Raw genomic sequence first — 16,387 nt, forward strand, 5'->3', positions numbered from 1 at the left:
GGATCGGCTCCGTCTACGAAGGGTGATGGCCATGTCGTGCACCGGTCGGGTAATCGGTGTTTCGATCAGTGCGGCGGTAGTACTCGGGTCGTCGATGGCGCCGGTCGGTGCCGCGACCGACGAGGATGTGCAATCGGTGGTGTCGCTCTCGGTGGGGCCGGGCGTATCGGTCAATGTTGTCGACAAGCGTGTCGTCAGCTTGACGTGCGCGCCGAAGATCGGCGGCACCCATCCGAAGGCCAAGGAAGCCTGTAAGAACCTGACGGCCGCCGACGGAAACATCCGGGAGCTCGCGGATTTCACGGTGCCGCCGCTGTGCTCGGACGATTTCGTACCCGTCGTCGCCACCATCGACGGTGTCTGGCGCGGGCAGCCGGTCTCCGATCATGGGTTCTTTTCCAATACGTGCGTATTGCTCGCCACCACCGTGGCGGTATTCGACTTCTGACTCCGTTTCACCAAAGGTGGACGGCCGCTATCAGTTTCAGTGCGGCGCAGTCGGATGGCGAACACCAGGTGCACGAGCACGCCGACGAGGGCGGTCATCGTCACTCCGCTGCCGAGCAGCAGGCGGAGATCCGTGGGGAAGCCACGATAGAGACCGGGGATCAGAATCGGGAGCAGGCCCGCGGTCAAAGCTGCTGTGGCAGTGAGGAGTACCGAGTCCGAGGTCAGGTCGACGTCGCGGAACATCCCGAGACCGGCGGTGATGATCATGGCGAAGGTGATGGCCGCCGTGCCGCCGACGACCGGGCCGGGGAGCGAGTTGACGAGGCGGCCGATCGGGGCGAGGAATGCGGCGACGACGAGTAGTGCGCCGGTGATGGCGGTGATGTAGCGGCTGCGGATGTTCGTGAGACGGATCAGGCCGATGTTTTCGCCGCTGGTGACCATGGTCGGGCCGCCGAACAGGCCGGACAGCAGCGAGGTGACGGCATCGCCGCGAATGGTACGGCCGACGGTCAACGGCGTGTCGATCTGCTTGCCGACGATCTTCGCGTTGAGCACGGTTTGGCCGGTGGCCTCGGCCATCGAGCCGATGCTGAATACCAGCAACGGGACAGTGGCGAGCAGATCGAAATGCGGCGTGCCGAAAAGGAATAGGTCGGGAGCCTGCGCGAGCGCCGAGCCCGATTGCAGATGGAACTGCCCTAGGCTCGCCGCGACGACACTGCCGACCGCCATGCCGAGCAGCACGGACAAACGCCGCCAGCCCGCAGGGAGGAGTCGGTAGGCGAGCACCGTCGCGCCAATGGTGATGGCGGCCAGCACTACTGAACGCACCGGCGACCGATCGTCTGGTGTAGTAATCAGATTGCCCGCCACCTTCACCAGGTTGATGCCGATCACCACGATCATGCTGGCGATCACGACGGCGGGCAGCCGAGTGACCAGCCGCCGGGCCAGCGGGACGAGCACGATCCCCGCCAGCGCGGTGATGATGACCGCACCGCTCGCGGTCGCCGGATTCGATTCCTGCGCAATCTGAATGAACAGCACCACCGCCGCACCGCCGGGCAGCATGACGAACGGCAAGCCCGCACCGAGCCCGAACCGGCCGCTCGACTGCAGGATCGTGCCGACGCCACTGAAAAGTAAAGTGGCGCAGAGCAATGCGCGCGACTGCCCGTCATCGAGATGCAGGCTGCGACTGATCAACAACACCGAGGCGATCGGCGTCGCGACCATCACGACCAGGTGCTGCACCGCCGCCGCGAGCGCACGGCCGGGCGGCGGCACCTCGTCGACCGGATGCGCGGTCACCGTGTCGGCAGCCACGGAATGTCCTGGTAGCGGTAGGCGCGGAAGATGGCGTTGGAGATACCCGGAAAGACCTGCGCGGTATCGGGATCCGGGTAGGTGGTGAACGACGGCACCACGTACTCCCAGCAGATCTGTTGCGCCGGAGTCACTTCGAAGATGCGACCGAACGCCGCCTCGGTGATGAGGGTGTTGCCGTTGGCCAGCCGTTGCGCGCCACCCATAAACGGCGTGAAGAAGGCCTCGCGCGGCGAATCCTGGTAGCTCCAGGCGATTTCACCGGTGGCACGGTCGATTTCGAGGATCCGGCTGTAGGTCACCGATTCGCCGGTGCGGAAGGTGCCGTTGTCGAACAGCAGGATATTGCCGTCGCCGACCGGCGTGGCGTGGTGCTGCTGGGCGACGGTGGCACGGCCGGTGAGGGTCGAGGCCGCGCCGGTGCGTCGATCGATGGTGATCACCGCCGACACGCTGCGCAGGCTCGCCACGATGGTGTCGTCGTCGAGCGGATGCACGCTGTTGATCAGCGGCCAGTGCTCACGCCAGTAATGCGGTTGCAGTGCAAAGTCTTTCGGATCGAGCTGCTCGGCGGCCCGCCACTCCCAGAGCAGGCTGCCGTCCGGCGCGACCTCCCTGATGACGTCCGACCAGACGATGCCGTCGGCCTCGGTACCGGGCACGCCGCCCTCGATGCGCGCCGCGGCGGCCCCGGTCAGCGGCTCGACGCCGGTGTAGAGGATGCGACCGTCGTCGTAGTGGTGCGCGTCGTGATGCTGGAAATCGTCGCGATGCTCCGACAGCAGCGTCCCGTCCTTGTCATAGCGGCCCATCGATCCGCCGCTGTACTTACGCCACATCGCGAACAACGCGGGCCGCGCCAGCGTCGCGCCGTTGTAGGCCAGCGACCCGTCGGCGAGCAGCCGGGCATGCCTGCCCGGCCGATACGGCAACTGCCAGCGATGCACCACCTCGCCCGCGAGATCGACCAACTCGACCAGACCGCGCCCGGCCAACGGTGCATACAGCGTGTAACCGGGCGACGCCAGGGCCGTATCGATACCGATCAGCCCGGTGCCCCGGCGCTTGAGGGTGTTCTGCTCCACCAATCCTCCTGAATATTCAGTGTCACTGAATATTCAGTACGCTAGATGCCGCTGGAAGCATTGCGATCACCGTGATGTAAACACGAGGATTCAGTACCCCGCTGCTGACAATGTGCGAAGCAACGAGAGAGGTTTTGAGTAAGTGCAGCAGAACGGAAGCGACGACCAGGCGCGCTGGCCCGGGCTCGGCAACGTCGTGCACGACCGCAGGCGTGCGGCACGACTGACACTGGCCCAGCTGGCTGCGAAGACCGAATTGTCGCAGTCGTTCCTGAGCCAACTGGAGAACGGGCGAACGAACACGAGTCTGCGCTCGCTGCAACGCATCGCCGACGCGCTGAACACCACGGCGACGGAGCTACTTGCGGCGGCCGACAGCACGCCGGGCTCGGTGATCGTCCGGGCCGGGGAGGGCGTGCTCGAGCAGGCCGACCGGAACAACGACGGTTCGGTGCGCTCGCTGGTCCACGGACCGCGGGACCTGCGCGCGCTCGAATTCACCGGTGGCACCGACCGGGGCGAGCGCGAATTCACGCATCAGAACGATGAATTGATCTACGTGGTCTCCGGGACCATCACGGTCGCCGCCAACGGCGAAGAGGTGACGCTGTCTACCGGAGAGTCCTACTACTGCCCGTCGGGCGTGCGCCACCGCTGGTGGGCGCACGCCGACGACACCAAAACACTCTTGCTCGCCGTTGCCGACGGGCTGACGGTCCGCCGGGCACCCCACGGGCCACGACGAACCTGATCCCCAACCCCCATCTCCCCGAAAGTACTGCACGACAACGCAAACGAGCCGCTCACCGAGCTGCGGTGAGCGGTTCGTCTGCTTTCTCGTTCGTTGGCTCGGCCCGTGTCAGGACCAACCGAATCGAGCACATCGACCGGAGGGAGGGAAGTTACTCCTGCGGCGTGAGTGCCGGGCCCGGAGGCGGTAGCGGAGCGTAACCACGTAGGGCCCCACGAACGCCGCCGATTCAACCCGAGCTTCATGCCGGGACCGCGACCTTGCGCGGACGTCCGCGCGGGCGCTTACGGGCGATGACGACCCCCTGATCGAAGATCTCGCCACCCCAAACACCCCACGGCTCACGCCTATCCATGGCCGCGGTCAGGCAGCCCTTTCGGATGGGGCAGCTGGCGCACAGCGCCTTGGCCTGCTCCAACTGATTGGGGCTCTCGGCGAACCAGAGATCGGGATCTCCGGCTCGACAAGGCACGGACTTGTTGCCCTCCCGGGTCCGAGTGGTCGGCGCCACGGTTCCGCATGTCACGTCAGTAGTGGCCGATGGCCAATCCTGGGCGGTGAACACGTCGTTCTCCTTCAGCTCGTTGCAGCGGTTCGTTGTGTTGTCCGCGAAACCGGGGCCGGCTGGCTGAAGGGCCGAAAAGAATGGCCACGGTTTCGCGGTGTGCGATCCGTGGCCAGGAGGTCTGGGAGGGAAGTTCCCTACCTAGGTATTCGACATCTCTGTCGAGTCCTGATCACGATCGCTTGGTGTGCGGGACGGAGGCGTGTTGCCTGCAGATCCGCCGGCTCATAACCGGCTGCTGCGGCGACATTGACGTCTGCCGTGTCGACGACAGACGGGTGCCAGCCACCCGCACTGGGCTTGTCCGCAATGACGGTGCACATCTGGGCATGCGTGCGCTCGAGTTGCGCCTGCGTGCCGAAGACTCCGATTTCGGACAGACCGATCCCCTGCAAGGCGAGGATCCCCCGGGAGGCCGACATGGGTGAATTCACCGCAACGTCGGTCGCATTGAAGAATGTGATGTTCACGTCTGCCTCCCTCCTAACTCGTTGTGTCTGTTTGAACTCTGCGCGCCGGGATAACCTCCCGGTGCGTAAAACCCACCATAGGCAAGTTCGCCGGGTGGTACAACCTATTTTCTACCTGCGGTTTTGGGGTCTTGCGCGCAGCCGCGAGGCAATGATCGCGAGCACGTCGCCGCCGTACTGTTCGAGCTTCTTCGCGCCGATGCCCGCGATCGCGGCCAGCGCGGCGTCGTCACCAGGGAGTTGTTCGGCGATCGCGGTCAACGTGGTGTCGGTGAACACAACGAATTCGCGCACCTGCAACGCCTGTGCCTTCTCGGCGCGCCACTCCTGCAGCGCCACCAGAAGTTCGGCATCGAGATCTGCCGGGCAACGACGACAGCGGCCAAGCATAGTCGCATAGGTGCCGATAAGTGGTTTCGCACACACTCGGCAGGTGGGACGCATGCCTTTCGCCTCGACCACCGGCGTCGCGATCCTGGATGCGGGCGAATCGTCGGGGACGAGTCCGTTGAGGAACCGGGACCGGCGGCGGGTGCGTCGCTTGCCCTCGCTGCGGGCCAGCGCCCAGGACAGCTGCAGATGTTCGCGTGCCCTGGTCACGCCGACGTAGAGCAGCCTGCGCTCCTCCTCGAGTTTCGCCTCGTCGCCGACCGAGCCGTCGTCGGCCAGCACGTGCGCGATCGGCAGCGTGCCGTCGGCCACCCCGACGAGGAAGACCGCGTCCCACTCCAGCCCCTTGGCGGCGTGCAGCGAGGCGAGCGTGACGCCCTGCACGGTCGGTGGGTGCCTGGCCTCGGTGCGGGCGGCCAGCTCGCGCAGCAGGCCGGGCAGGTCGAGCTTGTCGTCGTGGGTGACCAGTTCCTCGGTCAGGTTGACCAGCGCGACGAGCGAGGACCACTTCTCCCGTGCCTGCGCACCGACAGGTTCCTCGGTGGTCAGGCCGACCGGTGCCAGCACCGCACGCACCAGGGTGACCAGTGCGGCACCGCTGCGTGCCTCGTCGGGCAGGTCGTCACGCGACGCGGCCTGCCGCAGGACCGAAACGGCCTGCCTGACCTCGGCTCGATGGAAGAACCCCTCACCGCCGCGCACCTGGTAGGCGATGCCGCGCTCGGTGAGCGCCTGCTCATAGCTCTCGGACTGGGCGTTGATCCGGTAGAGCACGGCGATCTCGGCGGCGGGCGTGCCCGCGTCGATCAGCCGTTTGATCGACTTGGCCACCGCGGTGGCCTCGGCGGGGCCGTCGTCGTATTCGGCGAAGACCGGCTCGGGTCCATCGGGCCGCTGGCCGATGAGCTGCAGCCTGGTACCCGCGATGCGGCCGCGCGCGACGCCGATCACCCGGTTGGCCAGCGAGACCACCTGCGGCGTCGAGCGATAGTCGCGTTCCAGCCGGACCACGGTGGCGTCGGGGAAGCGGCGGGAGAAGTCGAGCAGATAGCCCGGGGTGGCTCCGGTGAACGAGTAGATCGTCTGGTTGGCGTCGCCGACCACGGTCAGATCGTCGCGCTCGCCGAGCCAGGCGTCGAGCACGCGCTGCTGCAACGGCGTGACGTCCTGGTACTCGTCCACCACGAAACTGCGATAGCGGCCGCGGAATTCGTCGGCCACCGCCGGATAGTCCTCCAGCGCCGCCGCGGTGTGCAGCAACAGATCGTCGAAGTCGAGTAGCAGGCCATCCGGCGTGGCCTTGAGCTTCTCGTACCCCGCGTACACCTCGGCCACCCGCAGCGCGTCGTACGGAATCTCGCGGCGGTGTTTGGCCACCGCCGCCGGATAATCCTCCGGCGCGATGAGCGAGGCCTTAGCCCATTCGATCTCGCTGAGCAGGTCGCGCACGCTGTCGGTGGCCGAGGAGAGCCCGGCCCGGTTCGCCGCCTGCGCGACGATCGGGAACTTGCCGTCGATCAGTCGCCACGGCACGTCGCCGACGATCTGCGGCCAGAAGTATTTGAGCTGCCGCAGCGCGGCCGCGTGGAAGGTGCGCGCCTGCACCTGGTTCGCGTCGCCGCCGAGGCCGAGCGCGCGCAACCGGTTGCGCAACTCCCCCGCCGCCCGCGCGGTGAAGGTGACCGCGAGCACCTGGTCGGCCTTCACATGTCCCGTGGACACCAGATGCGCGATCCGATGGGTAATGGTCCTGGTCTTGCCGGTGCCCGCCCCCGCGAGTACACACACCGGACCCCGTGGCGCGCGCACGGCGGCGGCCTGTTCGGGGTCGAGCGAATCCAGCTCGGGGCCGGTCGGTTGGTGTGTACTGGTTGGCGACACGGCACCCATCATGACAGTGCCCGCCGACAACTCTCGCCGCGCGCGCAATACTGTCGCCTCGTGGCACACGACACGCCGTCAACCGACGCTCGACCCGCCGACCGGCACGCGACCTGGATGGAGTTGTTCTTCGACCTCGTCGCGGTGGCAGGCATCGGCCAGCTCACCCATCTGCTGCACCGCGGCCCCTCGCTCGGTGACTTCGCCCTGTATATCCTGCTCTACCTGGCCTTTTGGACGGTCTGGGCGTGCATAATGCTGTACGGCAACATCGCTCGCGACCACACCAGGATCTATCTGATGCTCGGGGCGATGCTCGGCCTCGGCGTGATGGCCGCGGCGGTGGCCGGGATTCCGGATCGGCACGCGACCACGTTCGCCGCGGTCTACGTGCTCGTGCGACTCGTCGCCGCGCAGGTCTGGGGTCGCGGCAGGCTGGTGGTCGATTGGCCGATCGCCCAACTGTCGGTCGGCGTGCTGCCGTGGATCGCCTCGCTCTGGGTGCCTGAACCCTGGAAGTACTACCTGTGGACGCTCGGCCTGGTCATCGATCTGTGGCTGATGTTCGCGGTGAGCGGCGACAAGTGGATGGTGGGCGCGCAGGAAGCGATCGACCGCCGGATCCGCGACTCGAGCCGGTTCAAGGACGTCGAGCCGCCGAAAGTCAAGGCGCTGCACGCCGATTCGGTGCATCTCGGCGAGCGGCTCGGGCTATACGTGATCATCGTGCTCGGCGAGGGCGTCATCGTGGTGATCACCGCGGTGGGCGGCGTGGTGTGGCACCCGAAGGTGCTCGCCCTCGGCTTCGGCGCGTTCGTGGTGCTGGCGAGCCTGTGGGCGCTGACCCTGATGTTCGGCTTCGTGCCGCGCCTGATGACCGGCGACAGCCCGGGCGGCTCGATACCGAGGCAGTACGTGATGGCGATGCACTGCTGGATCACCGCCTCGATCGCCACCATCACCGCCGGTCTCGGCCTCGCCGTCGAACACGCGGACGCACACGTGTCCACCGGCATCGGCTGGTCCCTCGGTGGCGGGGCCGCAGCGTATTTCGTGATCACCGGAATCGGTGGCGCACGCAGCGAGGCGGGGTGGCGCTGGCTACTGTCCTGGCCGTTGCCGTGCGCGGTGCTCGCGGTGGTGCTCGGCGCCGCCGGCCCGTACATCGGCGCCCTCGGGCTCGTGTACGGCGTTGTGGCCCTGTGCATCTGGGCCCTGCTGTGCCAGACGCACGCCGCCGGTCAGTGGGGCGCCGGATCCGGTCCCGATCGGCAACGCCGGAAGCCGCATCATGGCCTCGGGATCGACGAGGTCCTATAGTCGCCGCAGGTTGCGCAGGTCGGTGGCGAACTGCCCGATCCGCGCGCCGAGCGGGCCGAAGAACTCGCGATCGCAGGCCTCCACCACGACCACCGCCCGATTCGCCAGCGCCGCACCGGCTTCGGTGGGCACCAGCGACTTCGCCCGCCGATCACTCGGGTGGTCGCGGCGCTCGACCAGCCCCTTCTGCTCGAGCGCCCGCACCACCTGGGAGGTCATCATCGGGTCGGTGGCGGCGTGCGCGGCGAGGTCGCGTTGCATCACCGGATCGCCGGCCGCCGCGAGGTAGGTGAGCGAGGCGAGCAGTACGAATTGCACGTGGGTGAGATCGAACGGCGCGAGCGCCGCGCGCTGTGCCGCCTGCCACCGGTTGGTCACCTGCCAGAGCAACAAGCCGGGACTCTCGTCGGCCTGCTCGAACTCGGTGCGTAGCCCCTCATTGCTCATCGGCCTCCCTCACTCGCCGGTCATCGCCTTCGCGATCACCGCATGATCGTGTGCGGTGAGTTCTATCAGGCCGCGCCGCAAAACCATTCCCCAGTTCGGTGAGCTGGTCAGATCGAGCTCGTCGCGCAGCTCGTCGATCGCCGTCTCCTTCGCGTCGGTCCGATAGCTGACCGACCGGCGCCACGGCTCGAAGCAACTCCCGTCCGGCAGATCGACCGGGTCGGCCTGCCAGACGGGGCGGTCGTCGATGGTGCCGATCGCGGTGAACGCGCGGATCTGCGCGCCCGAGCGGATGCCCTCACGCGGCGAGTAGTAGATGAGCGTGTCGCCGGGCTGCATGCGTTCGACGGGCGTGCGCTTGCCGTGATTGGCCTGCGCAAAGCCGAGTTCGACGCCGCGCAGCACGTGCTCCTTGGACACGACGCCCAACCAATACCTGGTCATGCCCGCACCCCCTCGGCGACGGCGATGAGTGCGTCGAGGTCGGGCCGGACCGACTTGGCCAGGTCGCCGCCCATCACCTTGGTCCACAGCCAGCGCAGCGGGCCGTCGATCGAGACGGTGACGCTGATCGTGGTGCGGCCGTCGGCCACCGTGATCTGGTGGTCGAAGGTCAGCCGGGCGCCGATGAGCTTGGAGACGTCGACGAATTCGGTGTCGCTGAGCCGCTCGACGACGAACGGCACCTTCGGTCCACCCTTCGGCTTCAGCGTCCCGGTCGCGCCTTGGACGAACGGGCCGTCGAGGCGAACCCATTCGGTGTCGTTGTTCCATTCCGGCCAGGTGGCCATGTCCGCCCATTTAGCGAAGAAGGCGGCGGCTGGTGCGGTCGAGCTGGCTTGCGCGGTGGCGATGATCGTCATGTGATTAGTATGCGCGCTTACTAAAAGCAGCGCAAGGGGCAACGGAAAAAGACTTGACTGGAACACCCGCGACCTGAACGGCGTTGCACACTCCGTGACTGAAGCAACGCCCGACCTGACGATGTACTCGACCACCTGGTGCGGCTACTGCCGCAGGCTGAAGAAGCAGCTGGACGAGTCCGGTATCAGCTATATCGAGATCGACATCGAAGACGATCCGGCATCGGCCGAGTTCGTCGGGAGCGTCAACGGCGGCAACCACGTGGTGCCGACCGTGAAGTTCGCCGACGGCTCCACCGCGACCAATCCGACGCTGGTGGCCGTCAAGCAGGCGCTCGCCGCACTGGCCTGATCACTACACAGTTCTGAAATACGCGCGGGCCACCTCGGCCCGCGCTGTTTTCGCTTGTGCTCAGTCGAGCTCGGCCCAAGACTCCATGATGGTCCGGGCGATGGAGATCGAACCCGGCAGCAACAGCCGCGCGCCCGTGCCCTGCGCCGACCAGTCGCCCGCGTTCAACGCCTCGCGCACCTCCGCGCGGGTAAACCAGTGCGCCTCGGCGATCTCACCGTCGGAGAAGACCAGCGGCTGCTCCGGATCACCGACCGCGGCGAACCCGAGCATCAACGACCGAGGGAACGGCCACGGCTGGCTGCCCAGGTAGTTGATGTCACGGACGTCGACGCCGACCTCTTCCTTGATCTCCCGCTCGACGCAGCGCTCCAGCGACTCGCCCGCCTCGACGAACCCGGCGAGCAGCGAGAACAGCGTCTCCGGCCAGCTGTGCTGCCGCGCGAGCAGCACCCGGTCGCCGCCGTCGTGGATCAGGCAGATGACCGCGGGATCGATCCGCGGGAACTCCTCGTAACCGCCCTCGGTCACCCGCGACCAACCGGCCTTGCTCGGCGTGGTCACCGTGCCGTCGGCGCTGTTGAATCCGGCCTTGTCGTGCCAGTTCAGCAGGGCGGCCGCGGTGGAGAGCACGCTGGCGGTGAGATCGTCGACCGTGTTCGACATGCCGCGCAGGTCGGTCAGCGAGCCCTGCAGCTCACGATCGCGCACGGCCCACAGGTGGGCACCGCCGTCGATGCCGAGGAACACCGCCTCGGGGCTCGGCTCGGGCGACAGATCGATCGCCTTGTCCAGGATCAACGCGCCGTCTTCGTATTTGACCTGGCCGCGGGCGTTGACCCGCAGCAGCTTGGCGTCGCGCCACCCCTCCTGGAGAGCCTGCGCGTCGGCCCGCGTCTCCTCGGCGCGATCGAGCACAGAACGGGACAGCTTCGGAACACCATTGAGCTGAAAGACCGGCACCCACCGAGACTATCGCGCCGGGCCGCCGGCGCCCCTCGCGCGGCCTTACTTGGCCGCGCGGCGGATGTAGAGCAGCTTGTCGCCCGCCTCGAGCGAGTCGACCTCCGGCTCGCCGACCCTGGCCAGCACGCCGCCGCGCACCACGCCGAGCACGATGTCGCCCAGATGCCGTGGCGAGCCACCGATTTCCGCGGACTCGACCTCGCGCTCGGCGATCGCGAACCCCTCCTCCGGGGTGAGCAGGTCTTCCATCATCTCGACCACCGAGGGCGTGGTCGTCGCGATGCCGAGCAGCCGGCCCGCCGTTTCCGAGGACACCACCACCGAGTCGGCGCCGGACTGGCGGACCAGGTGGGTGTTCTCCGCCTCGCGGATCGAGACCACGATCTTGGCGCTCTTGGTGAGCTCGCGGGCGGTGAGGGTGACCAGCACCGCGGTGTCGTCCCGGTTGGTGGCGACCACCACCGAGGACGCGTTCTGCACACCGGCCAGCCGCTGCACGTCGGACTGGGTCGCCGAACCGTGCACCGTCACCAGGCCAGCGTTGGCGGCCGCGTCCAGTGCGACGACATCGGTGTCGACCACCACGATGTCGGCGGGCTGCACGTTGTCGCCGAGCATGGCGTCGATCGCGGTCCGGCCCTTCGTGCCGTATCCGACGACCACGGTGTGATTACGCACGCTGTGCCTCCATCGCTGAATCTTGAAAGCCTGCCGGGACCGTTCCGTCAGCACGCCGAGGGTGGTTCCGACGAGAACAATGAGGAAGAGGATGCGCAGCGGGGTGATGATGACGATGTTGACCAGCCGCGCCTCGGCCGTCACCGGGGCGATATCGCCGTAACCGGTGGTGGACAGCGACACCGTCGCGTAATAGAGCGCGTCGAGGAAGCCGAGCGGATCGCCCGCGTTGTCGTGATAACCGTCGCGGCCGATGTAGACCACCAAGGCCGCGGCGAACAGCAGCCCGACCGCGAAAAACACCCGGCGCGACAGTGAAATCCACGGGCTGGTCTGAACTTCCGGAATGCGCAGCACGCCCACTAAGGCGAAATGCGGGCGATTCGACAGCCCGAGCGTGCGCGCTCGATCACCGAACACCGGACGCACCCGCCCTGATATACCTCGTGTCGGATGTCTCCGGCATTGTTTGTCCCGCCAGCACAGCACGGGAGCCTACCTGCTGCCCGCGATACCACCCGGTCTCGACGCGAACACCTAATAGATGTAAAGGTGCCCTCATGGCAGATAACGCGCACACACCCGTCCGCAACTCCGGACGACGGCCCGCATTGGCCCTCGCCACCTTGCTGTTCTCCTCGGGGGTGCTGCATTTCGTCATACCGAAGCCCTACGACTCGACCGTGCCCCGGTCGCTGCCCGGCAAGGCGCGCACCTACACGTATGTCTCGGGCGTCGCCGAGTTCGGCATTGCCGCCGCGCTGGCGATCCCGCGGACCCGCAGCCTCGGCGGGCGGCTGGCCGCACTGTTGTTCGTCGCGGTCCTGCCTGCGAACGTGCAGATGGCCGCCGACGTGCTCGGCAACAAGAAGGCGTCGCAGCTGTTCAAGGCCGGCGCGGTGCTGCGGCTGCCGCTGCAGATCCCGCTGATCACCCAGTCGTTGAAGGTGAGCCGGTCGGCGCGGAATTCCTGATCAGCTCGGCCAGTTCGGCTGCCCCGGCCAGCTCGGCCGGGGCGATGGTGCGACCGGTGCGCACGTAATGGAAAGCGGCACTGATGCGTTCGAGCATCTCCTGCTCGGGTCGGCCCGTCCTGGACGCCATCAGCCTGGCCCAGGCCAGCCGATAGACGGCTAGCTGCATGGCGACCGCGGGTTCCTCGGCGGGGGTCGGCTCGGCGCCGGTCTTCCAGTCCACCACGATCCAGCCGCCGCCCGGTTCGGCGAACACCGCGTCCATCCGACCGCGAATCACGGTGCCCGCCAGCGAGGTTTCGAACGGGACCTCCACGTCGATGGGGCTGCGGTTGGCCCACGAGGAGTTCAGGAACGCGTCCTGCATCGCGGTCAGCTCGTCGTCCACGCCCGCGTCGGCGGCGGCGCTGTCGGCCGCGCCGGGGAGTTCGTCGAGGCCGAGCAGGCGGGTCGAACCGAACCAGCGCTGCACCCAGGCGTGGAACGCGGTGCCGCGGCGGGCCAGCGGGCTCGGCGGGAACGGGAGCGGGCGGCGCAGGCGCGCAGCGAGTTTCGTCGGGTCGGCACGCATTTCCACCAGGGCGGTCGCGGCGATCTGGCCGGGAAGTTCGACCTCCTCGGCGGCCGCCTGCTCGGATTCGAATTCGGCGAGTAGGGCGTCGACGTCGGCGGCCCAGCCGTCGGGGTCGTCGGGGTCCGGTGTCGGGCCGAGGGGGTAGTCGTCGATGAATTCCGCTGCGGCGAAGGCGATGTCCTCGTCGGAGAGGTGATCGTGCATGGGGTCGGGTGGGATATCGCTGAGGTGCGGGGGCTCTTCGGGAGCGTGGACTGGCGCGTCCATGGGATCCGGCGGCAAGGCATCGATGTCGTCCGGCGGCTCGAAGGGGTAGGGCTCGCTGAATTCGTCGGTGGCGAAGGTGGTTTCGTCGAAGAGGCCCTCGGGGGCTTGTTCTGCTTCGAGCGCCGAGCCGACGTCGGGCTTTTCGGCGACCTTCGCGGTGTCGCGAGGTGCGGCGGGCTTGCTGCGGAGTTCGGCCAAGGCGGCGCGGACCAGGGCGGCACCCTGTTCGATCGGGTCGCGGCGGTTGCCGAGCGGGTCGCGTGGCCATTCGGCGGTGGCGGGGTTGTCGGTGAACGGGTTCACCGCGTCGTGCTCCGGTGGGTCGTCCCAGCGGGCGATATCGACGACACCGTTGGCGGAGCTGTCGGCAGACTCGCTGGCGTGCTTCAGTTCGAGCAGGAAGTCGGACGGCCCCTTGGGCGAGGTTCCGGTTTCGGCCCAGTGGTGCGACGAAACGAGCAGCACGCGTTCGGTTCTGGTGAGTGCGACGTAGAAGAGGCGGCGCTCTTCGTCGATGCGGCGGCGCTCCAGCGCTTCCTTGTGTGACTTGATGGCGCGTTCGAGGTCGGCGCGGTCGTACAGGTCGGCCAGGTCGAGGACGGGCACGCCCTCGGCGGCGTCGTCCTGTTGACGGTCGCCACGCAGCTTGGTCGGGAGTTCGGCGAGGGCGCCGAGCCAGGTGCCCGACGCTGTGCCGGACGGGAAGACACCCCGCACCACGTGCGGTACCGAGACGATCTCCCACTCGAGGCCCTTCGCCGCGTGCACGGTCAGCACCTGCACCCGATCTTTGGCGACCTCGACTTCGCCTGGCTCCAAGCCGTTTTCGACTGATTCGGCGGCGGTGAGGAAGGACAGCAGCCCGCTCAGCGCCGCACCGGAGTCGGCGGCGTACCCGGCGACCACTTCGGCGAAGGCATCCAGGTGCTCGCGACCGGCACCCGTGCCCGACATAGCCCGACGGGCCTGCGTCTCCACGCCGACGCCGATGGTGCGCTCCACATCGGCGACCAGCTCGGTCAGCAACTGGCCGCTGCGTTCACGTAGCGCGCCGAGCTCCCTGCTCAATGCCTCGATGCGGACGAAACCGGACTCCGAATATTGTTCGCGCGGACCAGGATCGGCGATCGCGTCGGCCAGGCCCGCCTGTTCGGCGGGTTCCGGCGCCACCTCACGCAATGCCGCGGCCAACGTGCTCCCGTCGGTGATCTCCGGCGCGTCACCGCTGGAGAAGCGGCTGATCGACAGGGTGCGCGCGCGGCGGGCCAGCGCCGCGATATCGGCGACGCCGATGCGCCAGCGCGCGCCGGTGAGTACGCGCATCGCCGCACTGCCGGAGCCGGGTTCGGCGATCAGGCGCAGCGTGGCGACGATATCGGCGACCTCGGGGGTGGCGAGCAGACCACCGAGCCCGACGATCTCCACCGGCAGCCCTTGCGCACGTAGTGCTTCCGCGAGCGGTGACGCATCGGCGTTGCGCCGCACCAGCACCGCCGAGGTAGGCGGTGGCTCCCCCGCGGCGCGACGGACCGCCCACTCCTCGGCGATCCGCTCGGCGATCCAATCGCGTTCCTCGGCAATGGTGTCGGTCAGTGCGAAGGCCACCACGCCCTGCCCCGCATCGGGTTTCGCACGCAACGCGTCGACAGTCACGCCGCCACCCTCGATGGCCTTGCGGCGCAACGGGTCCGCGACCAGGTTCGCCAGCGCCAACGCCTCGGGTGGATTGCGCCAGCTGGTCAGCAGCGGCAGGGTCGGCGCGGGAACGCCGGGGGCCATGGGGAAGTCGGTGGCGAAGCGCGGCAGGTTCGCGGCAGAGGCACCGCGCCAGCCGTAGATCGATTGCATCGGATCGCCGACCGCCGTGACGGCCAGCCGTTGGTCGCGACGCGGTGCGGCTTCCTGCCCAGCCGTATTCGCGGGCTTGGCGGCACTGCGCTTTCTGCCCGATTGTCGCTCGGACTCCTCGTTCATCGGCCGGTTGACGTACCTCGGCTCCTGCGCACGCGGCCCGCCCTGCGCGTCAGCTGATGTCGAATCGGCAGGCGTCGGATCGGCCTCCGGCGCACCACCGAAAAGTGCTGCCAGCAGGACTCGTTGGGCATGCCCGGTGTCCTGGTACTCGTCGAGCAGGACGAGCCGGAAGCGGGTGCGTTCAGAGGCGGCGACCTCGGGGTGCTCTGCGGCGAGGCGGGCAGCAAGGGACATCTGCGCGCCGAAATCCAAGGCCCCGCGACGGCGTAACGCGTCGGCCAGCTGCTGGACCAGCGGCAGCAGGGCGATGCGTTCGCGCTGGACCTGGAGGATGCTGAGCAGGGCCTGGCTCGGCCCGCCGCGCTGGCGTGGGCCGGGCGGCAGGGTGTGCACCAGCTTTTCCAGGTCGGTGTGTGCCTCGGCCAGCTGTTCCGGCTCGACCAGATGCTCGGCGAGTTGTCCGGACAGGGCGAGGATCGCCTCGGTGACCGAGACCGGGGTGCGATCGGTGTCCAGATCGCCGTCCCAGGTGCGCACCACCTGGTGTGCGAGCTGCCAGAGCTGGGTCTGGGTGAGCAGCGTCGCCGAGGGTTCCACCGGCAGCAGCAGGCCGTGTTCGGTGAGCAGCCTGCCCGCGTACGAGTGGTAGGTGCTGATCTCCGGCTCGGCGCCGGACAGCTGCGCCCGCAGCTGACCGGACGGGTCGAGCTCGCGCAGCAGCGGCGCGCCCGCCAACCGGGCCAACCGGGTCCGGATGCGAGCGGTCAACTGCTGCGCGGCTTTTCGGGTGAAGGTCAGGCCGAGCACCTCGTCGGGCAGCACCAGGCGATTGGCCACCATCCAGACCACGCGGGCGGCCATCGTCTCGGTCTTGCCCGCCCCCGCGCCTGCGACGACCAGCGTCGGGCCGGGTGGCGCGGCGATCACCGCCGCCTGTTCGTCGGTGGGTGGCGGCAAGCCGAGTGCGTCGGCCAGTTGATGCGGCGTGACCCGTCCGCCGGTCACGGCTGTGCCTCATCGGCGTCGCACGCCGACGATCCCGGGGGCACCG

16 protein-coding genes are annotated in these 16,387 nt (G+C 68.0%); 5 read left to right on the forward strand and 11 right to left on the reverse strand.

Annotated elements, in window-relative coordinates:
- Positions 1-31: 31 nt before the first annotated feature.
- Entirely contained in the window at positions 32-448 is a 417-nt protein-coding gene (locus ACIBK2_RS34325) for an SSI family serine proteinase inhibitor (RefSeq protein ID WP_396973468.1), read from the forward strand.
- On the opposite strand, the gene ACIBK2_RS34330 is transcribed toward ACIBK2_RS34325, so the two are convergent.
- Together ACIBK2_RS34330 and ACIBK2_RS34335 are read right to left on the reverse strand one after the other, a co-directional pair.
- Positions 385-1,779, reverse strand: coding sequence for a uracil-xanthine permease family protein (locus ACIBK2_RS34330; RefSeq protein WP_396973470.1), 1,395 nt, complete (start codon positions 1,777-1,779; stop codon positions 385-387). The two genes, ACIBK2_RS34325 and ACIBK2_RS34330, sit on opposite strands and share 64 nt — an antisense overlap.
- The gene (locus ACIBK2_RS34335) at positions 1,761-2,864 is read right to left on the reverse strand and encodes an aryl-sulfate sulfotransferase (RefSeq protein WP_396973472.1); all 1,104 of its coding nucleotides are present in this window, start codon (positions 2,862-2,864) and stop codon (positions 1,761-1,763) included. Before ACIBK2_RS34335 ends, ACIBK2_RS34330 begins: the two co-directional genes overlap by 19 nt.
- Before the next feature lie 142 nt (positions 2,865-3,006).
- Between ACIBK2_RS34335 and ACIBK2_RS34340 the strand changes: the two genes are divergently transcribed.
- Positions 3,007-3,615, forward strand: a complete 609-nt coding sequence (locus ACIBK2_RS34340) for a helix-turn-helix domain-containing protein (protein ID WP_396973474.1) — start codon at positions 3,007-3,009, stop codon at positions 3,613-3,615.
- Positions 3,616-3,856: 241 nt separating this feature from the next.
- Here the strand turns inward: ACIBK2_RS34340 and ACIBK2_RS34345 are convergent, their stop codons facing one another.
- The 3 genes from ACIBK2_RS34345 to ACIBK2_RS34355 form a co-directional block, all read right to left on the reverse strand.
- Complete coding sequence (locus tag ACIBK2_RS34345) at positions 3,857-4,180, reverse strand: WhiB family transcriptional regulator (RefSeq protein ID WP_396973476.1); 324 nt, start codon at positions 4,178-4,180, stop codon at positions 3,857-3,859.
- A gap of 137 nt (positions 4,181-4,317) precedes the next feature.
- The gene (locus ACIBK2_RS34350; protein WP_396973478.1) at positions 4,318-4,650 is read right to left on the reverse strand and encodes a hypothetical protein; all 333 of its coding nucleotides are present in this window, start codon (positions 4,648-4,650) and stop codon (positions 4,318-4,320) included.
- A 111-nt stretch (positions 4,651-4,761) separates the two neighbouring features.
- The gene (locus ACIBK2_RS34355; protein WP_396973612.1) at positions 4,762-6,930 is read right to left on the reverse strand and encodes an ATP-dependent DNA helicase UvrD2; all 2,169 of its coding nucleotides are present in this window, start codon (positions 6,928-6,930) and stop codon (positions 4,762-4,764) included.
- Positions 6,931-6,981: 51 nt separating this feature from the next.
- Between ACIBK2_RS34355 and ACIBK2_RS34360 the strand changes: the two genes are divergently transcribed.
- Positions 6,982-8,241 (forward strand): low temperature requirement protein A, encoded by a 1,260-nt coding sequence (locus ACIBK2_RS34360; RefSeq protein ID WP_396973480.1) that lies wholly within the window; start codon positions 6,982-6,984, stop codon positions 8,239-8,241.
- Here the strand turns inward: ACIBK2_RS34360 and ACIBK2_RS34365 are convergent.
- Genes ACIBK2_RS34365 through ACIBK2_RS34375 form a run of 3 tightly spaced genes read right to left on the reverse strand, consistent with a single transcriptional unit; the run spans position 8,236 to position 9,551 of the window.
- Positions 8,236-8,688 carry a MarR family winged helix-turn-helix transcriptional regulator gene (locus ACIBK2_RS34365; protein WP_396973482.1) on the reverse strand — a complete coding sequence of 151 codons (453 nt, stop codon included), beginning with the start codon at positions 8,686-8,688 and terminating at the stop codon, positions 8,236-8,238. The two genes, ACIBK2_RS34360 and ACIBK2_RS34365, sit on opposite strands and share 6 nt — an antisense overlap.
- A gap of 9 nt (positions 8,689-8,697) precedes the next feature.
- Positions 8,698-9,132: an EVE domain-containing protein gene (locus ACIBK2_RS34370; RefSeq protein ID WP_396973484.1), complete on the reverse strand. Its 435-nt coding sequence runs from the start codon at positions 9,130-9,132 to the stop codon at positions 8,698-8,700.
- On the reverse strand, positions 9,129-9,551 hold the full coding sequence (locus ACIBK2_RS34375) for a hypothetical protein (protein WP_396973486.1): 423 nt from the start codon (positions 9,549-9,551) through the stop codon (positions 9,129-9,131). The genes ACIBK2_RS34370 and ACIBK2_RS34375 overlap by 4 nt, the downstream gene beginning before the upstream one ends.
- A gap of 121 nt (positions 9,552-9,672) precedes the next feature.
- On the opposite strand from ACIBK2_RS34375, the gene ACIBK2_RS34380 reads away from it, so the two are divergent.
- Positions 9,673-9,903, forward strand: a complete 231-nt coding sequence (locus ACIBK2_RS34380; RefSeq protein ID WP_379285741.1) for a mycoredoxin — start codon at positions 9,673-9,675, stop codon at positions 9,901-9,903.
- A gap of 60 nt (positions 9,904-9,963) precedes the next feature.
- On the opposite strand, the gene nudC is transcribed toward ACIBK2_RS34380, so the two are convergent.
- Entirely contained in the window at positions 9,964-10,866 is a 903-nt protein-coding gene (gene nudC / locus ACIBK2_RS34385) for an NAD(+) diphosphatase (RefSeq protein ID WP_396973488.1), read from the reverse strand.
- A 45-nt stretch (positions 10,867-10,911) separates the two neighbouring features.
- Entirely contained in the window at positions 10,912-11,967 is a 1,056-nt protein-coding gene (locus ACIBK2_RS34390; protein ID WP_396973490.1) for a potassium channel family protein, read from the reverse strand.
- Between the two features lie 140 nt (positions 11,968-12,107).
- Here ACIBK2_RS34390 and ACIBK2_RS34395 point away from each other — a divergent pair, with 140 nt between their 5' ends.
- Entirely contained in the window at positions 12,108-12,521 is a 414-nt protein-coding gene (locus ACIBK2_RS34395) for a hypothetical protein (protein ID WP_396973491.1), read from the forward strand.
- Here the strand turns inward: ACIBK2_RS34395 and ACIBK2_RS34400 are convergent.
- A complete protein-coding gene (locus ACIBK2_RS34400) occupies positions 12,478-16,341 on the reverse strand; it encodes a UvrD-helicase domain-containing protein (RefSeq protein WP_396973492.1) in 3,864 nt (1,287 codons plus the stop codon). The two genes, ACIBK2_RS34395 and ACIBK2_RS34400, sit on opposite strands and share 44 nt — an antisense overlap.
- Positions 16,342-16,387 lie beyond the last annotated feature (46 nt).

The organism is Nocardia sp. NPDC050175 (assembly GCF_044459885.1).
Classification (GTDB): Bacteria; Actinomycetota; Actinomycetes; order Mycobacteriales; family Mycobacteriaceae; genus Nocardia.